The 13,238-nt window shown below is 43.6% G+C and carries 12 protein-coding genes and 5 tRNA genes; 4 read left to right on the top strand and 13 right to left on the bottom strand.

Translation table 11 applies throughout. The annotated features are described in order from the left end of the window. Window positions 1-83, top strand: a tRNA-Tyr gene (locus ENI34_08895). 29 nt (window positions 84-112) lie between these two features. Here ENI34_08895 and ENI34_08890 read toward each other — a convergent pair. The 9 genes from ENI34_08890 to ENI34_08850 all read right to left on the bottom strand — a co-directional run bounded on the left by ENI34_08890 (window position 113) and on the right by ENI34_08850 (window position 6,992). After that, entirely contained in the window at window positions 113-1,321 is a 1,209-nt protein-coding gene (locus ENI34_08890; GenBank protein HEC79236.1) for a hypothetical protein, read from the bottom strand. 62 nt (window positions 1,322-1,383) lie between these two features. Then, window positions 1,384-2,382, bottom strand: a complete 999-nt coding sequence (locus ENI34_08885; protein HEC79235.1) for a tetratricopeptide repeat protein — start codon at window positions 2,380-2,382, stop codon at window positions 1,384-1,386. Beyond that, on the bottom strand, window positions 2,379-3,347 hold the full coding sequence (locus ENI34_08880; GenBank protein HEC79234.1) for a nucleotidyl transferase: 969 nt from the start codon (window positions 3,345-3,347) through the stop codon (window positions 2,379-2,381). Before ENI34_08880 ends, ENI34_08885 begins: the two co-directional genes overlap by 4 nt. Before the next feature lie 75 nt (window positions 3,348-3,422). Then, the gene (locus ENI34_08875) at window positions 3,423-4,352 is read right to left on the bottom strand and encodes an ACP S-malonyltransferase (protein ID HEC79233.1); all 930 of its coding nucleotides are present in this window, start codon (window positions 4,350-4,352) and stop codon (window positions 3,423-3,425) included. A gap of 17 nt (window positions 4,353-4,369) precedes the next feature. Then, on the bottom strand, window positions 4,370-4,762 hold the full coding sequence (gene acpS / locus ENI34_08870; GenBank protein HEC79232.1) for a holo-[acyl-carrier-protein] synthase: 393 nt from the start codon (window positions 4,760-4,762) through the stop codon (window positions 4,370-4,372). Beyond that, window positions 4,746-5,327 (bottom strand): hypothetical protein, encoded by a 582-nt coding sequence (locus tag ENI34_08865; GenBank protein HEC79231.1) that lies wholly within the window; start codon window positions 5,325-5,327, stop codon window positions 4,746-4,748. The genes acpS and ENI34_08865 overlap by 17 nt, the downstream gene beginning before the upstream one ends. Further along, window positions 5,327-6,769, bottom strand: a complete 1,443-nt coding sequence (locus ENI34_08860; protein HEC79230.1) for a glutamate--tRNA ligase — start codon at window positions 6,767-6,769, stop codon at window positions 5,327-5,329. The genes ENI34_08865 and ENI34_08860 overlap by 1 nt, the downstream gene beginning before the upstream one ends. A 43-nt stretch (window positions 6,770-6,812) precedes the next feature. Then, window positions 6,813-6,901 (bottom strand) — tRNA-Ser (locus tag ENI34_08855). A 17-nt stretch (window positions 6,902-6,918) separates the two neighbouring features. Beyond that, window positions 6,919-6,992, bottom strand: a tRNA-Gln gene (locus ENI34_08850). Window positions 6,993-7,066: 74 nt separating this feature from the next. Between ENI34_08850 and ENI34_08845 the strand changes: the two genes are divergently transcribed. Continuing rightward, the gene (locus tag ENI34_08845; GenBank protein ID HEC79229.1) at window positions 7,067-8,089 is read left to right on the top strand and encodes a hypothetical protein; all 1,023 of its coding nucleotides are present in this window, start codon (window positions 7,067-7,069) and stop codon (window positions 8,087-8,089) included. Between the two features lie 71 nt (window positions 8,090-8,160). Then, a tRNA-Ser gene (locus tag ENI34_08840) sits at window positions 8,161-8,244 on the top strand. Between the two features lie 113 nt (window positions 8,245-8,357). Here the strand turns inward: ENI34_08840 and ENI34_08835 are convergent. The 4 genes from ENI34_08835 to ENI34_08820 all read right to left on the bottom strand — a co-directional run bounded on the left by ENI34_08835 (window position 8,358) and on the right by ENI34_08820 (window position 11,886). Then, window positions 8,358-8,439 (bottom strand) — tRNA-Leu (locus ENI34_08835). Window positions 8,440-8,485: 46 nt separating this feature from the next. Next, on the bottom strand, window positions 8,486-9,520 hold the full coding sequence (locus ENI34_08830) for a hypothetical protein (protein ID HEC79228.1): 1,035 nt from the start codon (window positions 9,518-9,520) through the stop codon (window positions 8,486-8,488). 196 nt (window positions 9,521-9,716) lie between these two features. Continuing rightward, complete coding sequence (locus ENI34_08825; GenBank protein HEC79227.1) at window positions 9,717-11,204, bottom strand: nucleoside kinase; 1,488 nt, start codon at window positions 11,202-11,204, stop codon at window positions 9,717-9,719. Between the two features lies 1 nt (window position 11,205). Further along, the gene (locus ENI34_08820; GenBank protein ID HEC79226.1) at window positions 11,206-11,886 is read right to left on the bottom strand and encodes a YggS family pyridoxal phosphate-dependent enzyme; all 681 of its coding nucleotides are present in this window, start codon (window positions 11,884-11,886) and stop codon (window positions 11,206-11,208) included. Window positions 11,887-12,478: 592 nt separating this feature from the next. Here ENI34_08820 and ENI34_08815 point away from each other — a divergent pair. Then, window positions 12,479-13,042 (top strand): isoprenylcysteine carboxylmethyltransferase family protein, encoded by a 564-nt coding sequence (locus ENI34_08815; GenBank protein HEC79225.1) that lies wholly within the window; start codon window positions 12,479-12,481, stop codon window positions 13,040-13,042. Window positions 13,043-13,238: the final 196 nt, after the last annotated feature.

Genomic DNA, 13,238 nt, shown 5'->3' with positions numbered 1-13,238 from the left:
GGGTAGGTACCCAAGTGGTCAAAGGGGGCAGACTGTAAATCTGCTGGCGGAAGCCTTCGGAGGTTCGAGTCCTCCCCTGCCCATTCAAAATTGAGTGAAAGAATACCCCTGTTTACAGGGGTATTCTTTTTATCAATCCAGCGAGTTTTTCGGTGAGTGCCCGACGGGTATATTGTCGGTAAGGGGTTTTCCCCCGGAGTATTGTTCCCTTTTTAAATGCCGAATACAGTTCAATGAGTTTTTTCTTCATACCGTCGATATCATTGAAGTCGTAAAACCATCCCGGATACCCTCTTTTAAAGGCGTGCTCCAGAAGATGAAGCCCCCGGGATTTGCCGCAGACGATTACGGGAAGATGCGATGCCAGGTATTCATTTTGACGTGAAGGAAAGAAATAACTGCTGCCCGTGGTGGTCATTAAAGCAAGATGGGACGAGGAAAATTCCTTCAGCGCTTTTTTATAAGGCAGATGACCGTACACACGGATGAAGGTGTATTTCTTTATCTTATTTAAAAAAAGTTCTTCAATATGACCGATGAATTTCACCTCCACTTCATCAGGTGATAGATTCTTCTCTTCAATCAATTTCTCTACGGCGTTGAGGAAGTTGGTCGGGTCTCTTTCTTCCCGGACAGTGCCGAGATAGGCGATTGTGAAGACATCAGGTTTTTCGCTCACCATGAAATCATCGGGGTCATAACCGTTTGGAATGACGGATATTTTTTTCTCGATTTGAGGGTATCTTTTTATTAACGACGTTTTGATGTTTTCGTCAACCGCAATGATCAATGGAGCGAAGTCGGTCAACTTTTTTTCCCAGTAAGCAACGAATTTCTTCTGTAACCGCGTATAGGGCAGAAAAGGAAATTCAATCCAGGCGTCACGAAAATCGAGGATGAGCGGTTTACCGGTTTTTTTCGCAATCAAATAGGCGATGATGAATGAACTGAACGGAGGGGCGGTCACGAAGATACGGTCGAAATCGAGTTTTATCCCGACGTTATAAGCAAAAGGCAACCAGGCTATTTTATGGTCGGGAAAATTCAGAGAACGTTTTATCGGTTTCTGCCAGATGCGCGGTCGATATATTCTTATTCCGAAAAGATAGAGAAGACGGGCGGGGTCCAGGGATTCGGTTCTGATCGTTTTTATATCTCCGGCGTCTTTGATAAGCTCTTCGTCGATACTGTGGTAAGCAATGTTCTTCCTGGTAAGGACAGTCGGGGTGATGCCGAATTCCGGCAGATATTTGCTGAACTTCACAGGTCTTAAAGAGCCCGGTCCGCCGAGCGGCGGCCAGTAATAGCTTATAATCAACAGCTTAACGGCTTACCTCCATAATTCCGACCATATCTTTTTTTATTCAGGTGATTTTAAAAAGACTAAAAGATGCGGCTGAGTAATCCATATGCCTGTCGACAATACTGTTTTATCTGGGGATATTCATCAGAGTGTTTTTTGTAAGAGATGACTTCTTTCAGTGCTTCTCTGGCATGTTCCTTATCCTTCAGTTCATAATAACACTTTCCGATATAAAATTTGCATTGTGCCAAATTTGCATAATTTTTCGGATTGCGGCCGTTGTATACGGAAAAGAGATGGTCATACAAGGCGATCGCCTTCAGATATTCCTTTTTCTTGTATTCCAGTTCGGCTTTATTCCACAAAAACGTTCTTCCCTCAGGAAAGAGCGTAAGTAATTCATCTATGATTGAATCCGCTTTTTCGAATTTTTTTTCTTCGCCATAGATAAAGACAAGCGAATTTTTCGCGGTCGGTCCTGAGTAAAAACTGTGTTCGGCCGCCAGGTGGATTTTACGAATGGCTTGTTCTGCATTACCGCCGACGAGTTTGAGTACCGGCAGGTAACGGGATGCACGTGCCCAGAAGTATTCATAAGTACCCGCGCCGAGATAGGCGTCATAAAATGTGGAGTCTTTCGAAATTATCTTTTGTAATATAGAGCCGCCCTTTACCCCGTATTTGAATGTTCCAAAATAGTTCTTCTTCATTCCTTCATAAACCGCTCTGTATGTATAGCTGCTGCCCAGATAAAATTGCGCCCACAGATTGTCCTCCTGTTTCAGTATGTCTTCAGAACACCGAATGCTTTTTTCAATAAGCGTAAGATACTCTTTTTCTTCTGTGTAGCGGCAGTCGTCCATCATTTTGAGCTGAAGGAGCGCGGCTTTAAAGAAATATCCTGCAGGGTTATCCGGAAAATTTTCAATCACTTTGTCGAAATAGACCCGGGCGCTGTCATACTCATCAATATAAGCGAAATTGAGTCCTGTTTGAACGAGCTTCTGGAGTTCAGGCGGATTGAGGTCTGAACCCGCTACTTTTAGAAATATAAGTCCGATGAGGATGGAAGAGATCATGGGAATTCTATTACCGAGGAACTGCTTACATTCAGTTTTTTATAACCGCCTTTGACAACTGCATTTTCTCCGATGATGGAGCCGGAAAGCAGGGCATTCTGTACCGTCGCCATACTGTTTATAATGGAATTTTTGATTATTGAATCGCTTATTACGGCGTTCTTACCGACGGATACATGCGGTCCGATTATCGAGTTTGTGATTTTTGCGGAGTCGTCGATGTAAACAGGAGATATGACAATCAACCCTTTTCTTTTTTTGTAGTGGTGGAGTTTGGAAAGGAGGTGCTGATTGGTTTGGATCAGAGACAGGGGTGTACCGCAGTCGTACCACTTCTTGATCTTCAGGATTTTAAACTCTTCACCCGCATCCAGAAGGTATTGAAGGGCGTCTGTAAGTTGATATTCACCTTTTGTGCGCGTCCCTTTTTTTATTATCCGGGTCAGCGCTTTATACACTTTTTCTATCTGCCGAAAATAATACAACCCCACGATCGCCAGGTTCGATTCCGGATTTTTCGGTTTTTCGACAAGTTTGATGACTCTATTTTTACGGACGCTCACGATGCCGAATCTTCGAGGGTCGGGTACTTCTTTTACTGCAAGAAAGTTTTCATTACTTTCAGCGAGGGCTTTAAAATCATATTCGATGATTGTATCACCGAGAAGGATCAGGGTCGGTCCTTTCAATCCCCGTGCTCCCAGATGGATTGCATGGCCTAATCCGAGTCTTTTTTTCTGGTGGACAAATTTGAAATCAAAGGGATAGGTTCTGCAGAAATCCATGATTGCTTCACCCTTGGCGCCCAGTACGATGACCAACTTCTCAATGGACAGATTTCTGAAGTTATCGAGGATATGGCCGAGGATGGGTTTACCCGCGACATAGAGCAGACTTTTCGGAATGGTGTGGGTATGCGGCCTTAAACGTGTACCTTCTCCTGCTACCGGTATTATTAGATTCATTGGTTAATCATAACTTAAAAACGCTTTAATGTCAACATAAAAATTTCAGAGCAGAACCGGTGGAGATATCGTCAATTACAGATTCGCTGCCAGCGTTTCCATATCCGTATACAGGGCAGTGGAATCTACTTTTGCAGCCGGTTCAATCTTTCCGACCAGATCCTTGAGGATTTTGCTCGGCCCGATTTCAAGGAAGAGTTTATGGCCCGCCTGATTCAGGTTCTTTATCGCCGTCACCCAATTGACCTGGGAGAGCATCTGTTTTTTCAGGGAATCTTTGATTACAGCCGGGTCATCAAGGGTCTTCTGCTCAACGACCGAATAAAACGGTGATTCAGGTTTGTTGAACTGAATGGTGTCCAGAAATCCGGCGAATTCGTTCGCAGCATCCTTCAGATAGGGACTGTGCCATGCGCCGCCTACTCTTAAGGGGATGCCTCGGCCGTGTTGCTTCACGATATTCTGGGCGGCTTTCTTTATACCTTCTTTTGAACCGGATATTACGATTTGGTTGGGTGCATTGATATTGGCGACGACCACGGGTTCCCCGATTTCTGCACTTACGTCCGCACAGATTTTTTCAAGGGTCTTCTGGTCCACTTTTATGACCGCCATCATTGTTCCCTGACCGCCTCCTTTTTCCATTAATTCACCACGTTTTTTTATGATTTTCATGCCGTCTTCGAACGAAACAATTCTGCAATGGAGAACCGCGGTGATCTCTCCGAGGCTGTGTCCCAGGGATATTTCAGAAGTGACTCCGAGATTTTTTAAGACCGCTGCATAGGCGAGTGAAACCGCGCTTATCGCCGGTTGTGCGATGCTTGTTTTGCTGCTTGTCTCTTTCGCCTCTTCACCCCAGAGCCAATCTTTTATATTATATTCCAATATTTCACTGCATTTTTCGATTATTTCATCCGCCTCATGATATTTGGCACATAATTCTTTTCCGATACCAGGTCGAAATGCACCCTGGCCGTCAAATAGAAAGACTGCTTTCTTCATATTTCCTCCTTCTGATTTCAACGGGTTGCAACTGCAAGACCGACCGCAAGGGTTTTGGTATGGCTGATACTTATATAGATATTTTTTATGCCTAAGTCGTCTGCAACCTCACGTGCCCTGCCCGTCAACCTGACATACGGCGCACCGGAACGTTCATTCAAAACAATAATTTCGTTGAATTTCACCCCCTGACGCCAGCCGGTCTTCAATACCTTGAGTACCGCTTCTTTTACTGCAAATCGACCGGCGAGTTCTTCAAAACGGAACTTTCCTTTATTTGATAATCTGATTTCTTCCTCGGCGTAGAGGCGTTTAAGAAAGGCTTTCCTTGTTGAAACCGCCTTTTCAATGCGTTCCACATCGACAAGGTCGATGCCGACGCCGACTATTTCATTATGACTCTTCTTCATGAATACCGGTTACTGCCGGGCACTTTATATGTACCCTTTGATATTTTCTACCGATATGAGGTTTGTCGACGTAGTAACCGCCGATTTCAATACGATATTCTCCTACAGTACCGGTGAGGATACCGTCCTTGCTTTCATACCATTCCACCGATTTTTTCTTTAGGTTGACTGCACAGATTATATTGAGTTCACCCGGGACTGTTGAACCGAGATCCGTATTGGAGGGAACGACGGTTCCCGGACAGTTGCCATAGACCGTATGCGAATGGAAATCTCCGATATACTCGAGTCCGGCGGACAGTTTACCGAGAATTTCATTTATGCGCGCAACCCTGTCTTCGTCGATCGTCGCATGTGTGGCAGAGCTCTCCGCTGTTTGATAGGGAATCGCATACTCAACCATAAATTTGTTCTCACCTTTAATTCCGATCAGATAGCCGATCGTCTCTTTTCTGAAGACCTCCACGGAAGATGTGACTATCGTCAGGAAAGACGGTAAACTCAGATACGCCTTGATATGTCCTCTTCTTTCCTTTTTGCTCTCTCTTTTATCAGAATCGTCCATTAATTTCCTCCATATTTTCTGATGATTTTTTGAATCCTTTTTATACACCTCTGTTTCCCGAGAAGTTCCAGGGTTTTAAAGAGTCCGGCGCCGCTGCTTCTGCCCGTGACAAAGATACGCAAGGGATGGATCAGTTCTTTCGCTTTAATCTTGTTTTCGGCGGCGAAACCGCGAAGCAGGTTTTCAAGCGACTGGGCATTGAAATTTTTGACTTCATCCATTTTTCCGAGAAAACGTTCCATCAGTTCCAGGGTTCTTTTATCGGTATATTTGTGCAGACGGTCTTCTTCATATTCAAAATCATCGGTGAAAAAATACACCGTCAAATCCACGATGTCACCGAGCACTTTTATTCTCGGTTGCATCAGGAGACAGAGTTCTTTAATCCATTCTTTCTTTGTTTCAAATTCCTGTTCATTTATTAAGCCGGCATCAATAAAATATGGTTTTAAATGTTCAATCAATTCGCTCTCATTCATCTTTAAGATATACTGCTGATTCATCCAGAGAAGTTTATTCACATCAAAAACAGCGTTGGATGGGTTGATACGTTCGAGCGTGAAGCGGGAGATCAGTTCCTCTTTATCCATTATTTCTTTATCGTCGCCGGGCGCCCAGCCCAGAAGTGCCAGGTAATTGACCATCGCTTCCGGTAAAAATCCCTGTTCACGGTAAAAGATGAGGGATACCGCACCGTGGCGTTTGGATAATTTACTCTTGTCCGTTCCCAAAATCAAAGGGAGATGGGCGAACTTCGGTGCAGGCAGTCCCAGGGCTTCATACAAGAGCAGTTGTTTCGGAGTATTGTTGATGTGCTCAACCGCTCTTATTACGTGGGTGATACCCATTTCAAAATCATCGACTACACACGCCAGATTATATGTGGGAATACCATTTGCGCGCATGATGATGAAGTCTTCAATATCCCTGCCCTCTTTTTTTATCTCACCGTGGATTATGTCGTTATATACCACCGGACGGTCAGGAACAAGAAAACGGACGGCTTTCGGAATTTTCGCCTTCTCTTTTTCTGCCCGTTCGGCGTCGGACAGATTAAGGCACCTTCTGTCATACCGCCAGTCCTTTTTGTTTTTATATGCCTCCTGTTTTTCTTTTGCCAGTTCTTCGGGGTCGCAATAACAATAATACGCCAGTTTTTTCTCTATCAATCTGTCTACATATCTCTTATAAATTTCGATTCTCTGGGATTGAAAAGATGGTTCCTCGTCCCATGTTAGACCGAGCCAGGTGAGTCCTTCGAGAATCACCTTGATCATATCTGCTGAAGAACGTTTTACATCGGTGTCCTCGACCCGCAGGATGAATTTACCTTTGTGGTGTTTTGCAAACAACCAGTTATAGAGTGCGGTGCGGGCGCTGCCGACGTGGAAAAAGCCGGTGGGACTCGGCGCCATTCTGACTTTCACTTCGCTTAAATTCATAATCTTCTATCCGGTTCGAAAAATTCTACTTTAAATAATTCAACGGAGAGGGGGAGATTCGAACTCCCGTCCCATCTTTCGATGAGAAACCGCTTAGCAAGCGGGCGCCTTCGTCCACTCGGCCACCTCTCCCGGATTCAACACTTTGGTGACTGGGGGACAGGGATTCGAACCCCGATTAGTTGATCCAGAGTCAACCGTCCTGCCATTGAACGATCCCCCAACAGCCTACTATTATACTTAGCAGTTCTGTTTCGTCAAGTATCACTGATGGGGTCAGATCTCGAAACTTGACAAATCATCACTTTCTGTTATAATGCTGGCGTGGCTAGACCATTAAGAATAGAATATCCCGGTGCTTTTTACCACGTAACCTGCCGCGGTAACGGACGCGCGAACATCTTTTTTAATTATGAAGATCGGCAGAAATTTCTTAAGATACTGAAAGAGTCATTGGAAATTTATCAAGTTATCCTCAATGCTTATATCTTGATGGATAATCATTTTCATTTGTTGGTACAGACTGAGCGTGCCAATTTATCAGAGTTTATGCGTCGTTTTAATGTTTCTTACACCGGTTGGTTCAATCATCGGCATGGTCGTTGCGGACATCTTTATCAGGGAAGATACAAAGCTTTTTTGATCGATGCAGATAGTTATTTACTTGAGGTTTCTCGTTACCTTCACTTAAATAGTGCTCGGGTGAGAAGATTACATTCCCTGGATTATCAAACACAGTGGCAGTATGTAAAGAAATATCAATGGAGTAGTTTACCTGGATATATCAACAGCAAACAGGTTGTTGATTTTGTAAAATATGATTTGATTCTTGAAATGATCGGCGGTCGGCATAGATATCGATCATTTATATTGGAGGGACTGAAATACGATATTGATAATCCTTTTGAAGATGTACAGAACCAGGCGATATTAGGTGATGATGACTTTATTGCCCAGATCAAAGGCAAATGTGTAGATGGTTCGTTGCGTGAGCAGCCGTCATATCGCAATTTAACAGTGGAGCGTATCAAACCGGAGGCGGTGATAGATTGTGTTACTGAGACACTGGGTATTGCGCGAGAGGATTTGCAGAAGCGATATAGTAATAGTGATCTACGTGGGATAGTGTGTGATTTGTTGTACAAATATAGTGGTTTGACTCAGCTTGAGATAGGAAGGTTGTTGGGAGGCATTGATTATACCGGAGTAAGCAAGTTGCGCGGTCGTTTAAGACAAAGGATGTTGCGTGATAAGGAGGTTCGTGCGAGATATGAGAGGGCTGAGGCAGGACTCAGGGATTTGTCAAGTTTCGAGATCTGACCCCACATGAGATACCACATGAGATACGAGTTGACAAGAATGAAAATTGTGATATAATAAACAATCTTTGTGGAGAGCTAGTCCTAACTGGTAAGGCAGCGGACTTGAAATCCGCCGGGAGCAATCCCTTGGGGGTTCGAATCCCTCGCTCTCCGCTGATTTTTTTTAGGAGGAATTCATAGGGTTTATTGATTAAACCAGAGGATCCTCAATATAAATTACGCAAAAAGACGATTTCTGAAAACAATGAGAGATCTACTTGCTTCCATGCCGGAGGGGGGATTTGAACCCCCATGCCCGAAGGCCTACGCCCCTCAAACGTATGTGTCTGCCAATTCCACCACCCCGGCTATTCTAACAAAAGTAGAAATTTTGTTTCTTAAAAATCAGCAGTAATTAGAAACAGCCACCTCCCATACAGCCACCTCCACCACATCCTTGTTTTTTCCTTGGTCGATAAACAACACCGAGGCCGAAATCGAATCCATGGTGAGGTCCTTGAAAGTCTGGTAAATCAGCAATATTGATTATATAACGGGCATCAGCAATTACATGAAAATCATAGGTTCTGAGCAGAACAATACCACCTCCTCCATTAAAAGACATGCCGAAATTAGCGCCGCTACTGTAAAAACCCGCCGTCAGCATCAAGAAACGAGGTCCTACACCACCACCCAGATAAGGTGATATATCAGACTTTGAGAACATATAGTAGAAGCATATGTCACCGCCATACTCTATAACGACGGATTCATTCTGTTCCCAGGTTGCCGCACCTAGTGACCAGTGATAAATACCGTTGAATGCTACAGCAAAATTCGGTGTTTCATACCAGTTAATCCAGGTAAAGCCCATAAGTGATGTTGCGTCAGCATACCCACCGAGTGGAAGGGTATAACCGAAATTTCCACCAGTGGCATAGAAACTCTTTTTTCGCCTTGCTTCTAAAGTCCTCTCCTCTTCCGTTATTGTTCCTATTTCAACACCTGCTTCAACTTTTTTTCCTTCAGCAATTGCTTTGGCAATACGCTTGGCTACGATATCGAGCTCTTCGGCAGTAGCAGCTGAAAGGCTTCCTGACCATATTGTTTGGCGTGTTGCTACTTTTACTACTGATGCCTGAACAATATATTTTTCCCCAAATTTTGATACTGAACCGAATATTACCCTTTCAACGCCAGCCTTGAATCCCACTTCAGCAGCACAGCCACTTTCATAACACTTTATTTCTTCTCCTACCGCAGCATTCATCGCATCAGGATTTTTAACATTGTGACCATAGCTAGTCAACTCACTCGCAATTAGGGCAGCTATTGCCTGTGCTGTTTCTTTTTCCATTACCCCTGCCTTGAAATTTAACACGCCTACTTCTGCAGCAAACATAGCTATCGGTATGCAAAATACAAGACAGATCACTATGTTTTTCTTCATTTTTCCTCCTTTTACTCCTTGAAATATGATGTACCCGTTCATTATACAAAATTATATAAAATTTTAAGACTTTGTCAATAGCAGAATACACACATCATTACCGTTTTTTAAAACAGAGAAAAGCAGAGAAGGGAGGCATTGTAGAAGTGGTGAAACGACGCAGAGATGATCGTTAAACATGTGTTTGTTAAAAGATTCAATAGACAAAAGAACTGCCGCCGATGAATTCCCGCAGTATGGAATTGGAAGGGACATCGTGTTCATTCAGTTCATAAAAGAGGTTCAACAGATCGATGAATCTCTTCGCTTCTTCATATTCCGGGTCTTTCTTTTTCACCGCTTTAATGATCGGCATGAAGAATCTCTTGAGTACCGCCGGTTCATACATAAGTGCGGAATTGAACATTTCATCGGCTTCTTCCTGATACGGATAGATATTTTTTTCTTCTCCGTTGATTATGGAACCCAGGTGATGGAGCACCTCTTTTATTTTATAACCACGAAAATGGGTGTCCCGTACAATCCTCCTTAGTAATCTTGTGTCGGTGGTTGATATACGGTTGTGATTATCGACATTCAGATGGGTCAGGGCGCTTATGTAAATCTTAAATTTCCAGGACGAAGGAATCTTATGGGTGAGTTTTTCGTTCAGACAGTGAATTCCTTCCAGCAGTATCACTCCGTTTCTCGGCAGGGAAATTTTCTTACCTTTATTACGTCTGCCTGTCCGGAAGTTGAATTTCGGGATCTCCACTGTGCCGCCGCCGATGATTTTAAGCAGATCCCGATTCAAAAGCGGTAAGTCTACGGCATCTATCGATTCAAAATCGAGTCGTCCGAACTCGTCCTTCGGTGTCTGGCTGTGCGGCAGAAAATAATCATCAGCCGAGATGACGGCGGTTCTAATTCCATTGACAAACAGCTGGATCGCCAGCCTTTTGGTGAAGGTGGTTTTACCGGCGCTGCTCGGTCCTGCAATGAGGACTATCTTCTTCCTTTTCTTCATGATGCGGTCGGCGATATAGACGATCTTCTTTTCATGGAGGGCTTCGGTTATTTTGATTATTTCAGGACCTTTTCCCTTTTTTATTATATGATTCAGATGGGCGATGTCGCTGATCCCCAGAATATGCGCCCATTCTTCGTATTCATTGAAGATCCTGGCGAGTTTCGGCTGCGCTTGATATCGCGGCATCTTTGATAGATCCTGCCAGGTCGGGAAGACCATGATGAACCCCGGTGAGAATTTTTTCAGCTGAAAGGCCTTCACTTTGCCGGTTGATTCAAACGGCGGCGTTATATAGCTGTCATAATAATCGAGCAGTTTATATACAGCAATATTCTGTTTACGGATATTTTCATAGAGTGCCACTTTATCATCCATTCCTGTTTTTTTGAAAAGTTTAACAGCCTCTTTTCTGGAATAGACGATTTTTTTTATAGGAATGTTTTGATTGATAAGTCCAGTCATCTGTTTTTCTATTTTTTTCAATTGGGGGATGGTGATTTTCTTATCCAGAAGACAATAAAATCCTTTGCTCATTGAATGTTCGATACGCAGTCTTCGGGCGGGATACAATTTTTTTACGGCGACGAAAAGAATGAACGACAGGGTCGATTGATACCTCCGCCAGAGATTCAGTTTATTTAAATCTTCGATGCTGCTGAGATAGGTCGGCTCCATATCAATATCTTCTCGGTCCGAAGATCGCCGTCCCCACACGGATCATGGTCGCTCCCTCTTCGATCGCCACCTCAAAATCAGAAGTCATCCCCATGGAGAGTATGGGAAAAGGTTTCTGGAATCTGTCCCTGAGTTGTTCTCTGAGTTGATATAATAATTTGAAACAGGGACGGGATGCCTCAGGGTCTTCGATCGCCCATCCCGGTCCGATTGTCATAAGCCCTTTTATATTTATCTTTTTGAATTCCTGAAGGGAGGCGTAAAAATCGAGGGTTTGCTCGGGATCTATTCCGAACTTCGACGCCTCTTCAGAGGTGTTGACTTCTATCAGGCACGCTACAGGATTTTCCGCTCGTTTTTCAATTTCACGGGCGAGTTTCAGGGAGTCGAGGCTGTGAATAAGAGAAAAGATCTTCAGGGCGTCCTTTACTTTATTGGTTTGAAGATGTCCGATCATATGCCATTCTACCTTATCACCCAGAAGAGGGAATTTCTTTTTTGCCTCCTGTACCCGGTTTTCACCGATGATTCTGACGCCGCATTTGATCGCTTCTTCAATTCGTTCCACTTCAATGGTCTTGGTGACCGCGACGAGCGTTATCTCATCGGGGGTTCTGTGCCCACGCCGGGCAGCCCTTTCTATTCTTACCCTCAGTTTTCTGATATTGTCGCTTATCGTCATGGTTTAATTATACGAATTTAAAAGGAAGTGTCAATTATCCCTCAACCCGACCTCGTCCTGCTCGGCGTCCGCCATATACCCTTGCGGACTCAGAATGACAGAGGAGAAAGGGTGAAACGGGGAACGGGCGGAGGGCAAAGAGTATAGGGCTAAGGCCGGAGAGCAAAGGGATGCACGATGTGCATGGAAGAGAGCGGTGCTGGAAGGGAACTGCGTTGGAAGAGATGCACTTAATGCATGAAAGGGAACTGCGCTGGAAGAATGATATAGGGTAGCAACAAACTCAGTCAAACTTGACTTTTTGATTATATTTACTATAATAAAAAGTAGTGAATTAAAAAAAGTATCATGGGACTCAAAAATATGAGGGAAAGGAAGGTAAAATCCCTATACGGCGAAAATTGAGTTTGTGAGAAATGACAAGGTTATAGTACGAGTTCCTTATAACCGGAGGATGATAAAGAAAATAAGAGCAATTTCCGGAAGAAGATGGAATCCTAAAGAAAAATACTGGAAAATTCCTTATAGCGAATGCGGATATAAACGAGTTATATGAAATTGCTCGTCTGAATATGCAAACGGGGGTAAACAAATGTTAGCTACATATCTTTGCATTGGCATCTGCGCCATTATATGGATCGTTAATGGAATATGGATAAGGCAAGCAGTTAAAGAACGTTTCGCCAGCGAAATTTATATCCATACAGGTTTGGGCGTTTTTTTCACCATGTTGGCACTCGAATTGACTATCGGTATTCGTGGAGCATGGACGCATTTGGGGATTTCTTGGTTGGGGTTGATCGGCTGGATTCTCTATATCCCTTCAGCTTATTTAGTCATAGCCTCAATGCATGCTTTAAAACACAAAGGTAAACCCGAAACCGTTGATCCCACTGCTACCACTACTTTTATTGATATCGGCGTGTATAGTGTTGTTCGTCAGCCTATGACTTTAGGGATGGCGATTTGGTCCATTGCTTTGATTTTAGTTTTTCAATCCATTCTCGCGGTAATTTTAGGCATAGTATCACTATTTTGCTTCTGGATGTCAGCCAGAAAAGAGGCTGAGTACAATATCAGAAAATTTGGAGACAAATATAAAGAATATATGAGGAAGGTCCCTATGTGGAATATTTTTAAAGGTATAAGGAAATAAAATGAAAGGTTTGCAACTTTATATAGTAGTGGATAAAAGACTGCACTTCGTTCAAATCCTATCCTTCTAACTCGGAATTCACATACGCTCCACACGTTATCTGTTATCCGGTTTTACCGCTGATGACAGTTTGAACTTCATTACTACGCGGCACCCCCGGATGCACCTTTTTTCAAAGTATTGACCGAATAATTGA

It is taken from the genome of candidate division WOR-3 bacterium, assembly GCA_011052815.1.
Classification (GTDB): domain Bacteria; phylum Hydrothermota; class Tepidihabitantia; order SM23-42; family SM23-42; genus DRIG01.
This window is presented reverse-complemented; position numbering and strand designations above follow the sequence as displayed.

Excerpts from the sequence above, each read along its gene's own strand:
- ENI34_08825 (HEC79227.1), bottom strand. The coding sequence starts at position 11,204 with ATGGAGCCGACCTATCTCAGCAGCATCGAAGATTTAAATAAACTGAAT.
- ENI34_08885 (HEC79235.1), bottom strand. The coding sequence starts at position 2,382 with ATGATCTCTTCCATCCTCATCGGACTTATATTTCTAAAAGTAGCGGGT.
- ENI34_08875 (HEC79233.1), bottom strand. The coding sequence starts at position 4,352 with ATGAAGAAAGCAGTCTTTCTATTTGACGGCCAGGGTGCATTTCGACCT.
- ENI34_08815 (HEC79225.1), top strand. The coding sequence starts at position 12,479 with ATGTTAGCTACATATCTTTGCATTGGCATCTGCGCCATTATATGGATC.
- ENI34_08865 (HEC79231.1), bottom strand. The coding sequence starts at position 5,327 with ATGGACGATTCTGATAAAAGAGAGAGCAAAAAGGAAAGAAGAGGACAT.
- ENI34_08830 (HEC79228.1), bottom strand. The coding sequence starts at position 9,520 with ATGAAGAAAAACATAGTGATCTGTCTTGTATTTTGCATACCGATAGCT.
- ENI34_08820 (HEC79226.1), bottom strand. The coding sequence starts at position 11,886 with ATGACGATAAGCGACAATATCAGAAAACTGAGGGTAAGAATAGAAAGG.
- ENI34_08880 (HEC79234.1), bottom strand. The coding sequence starts at position 3,347 with ATGAATCTAATAATACCGGTAGCAGGAGAAGGTACACGTTTAAGGCCG.
- ENI34_08860 (HEC79230.1), bottom strand. The coding sequence starts at position 6,769 with ATGAATTTAAGCGAAGTGAAAGTCAGAATGGCGCCGAGTCCCACCGGC.
- acpS (HEC79232.1), bottom strand. The coding sequence starts at position 4,762 with ATGAAGAAGAGTCATAATGAAATAGTCGGCGTCGGCATCGACCTTGTC.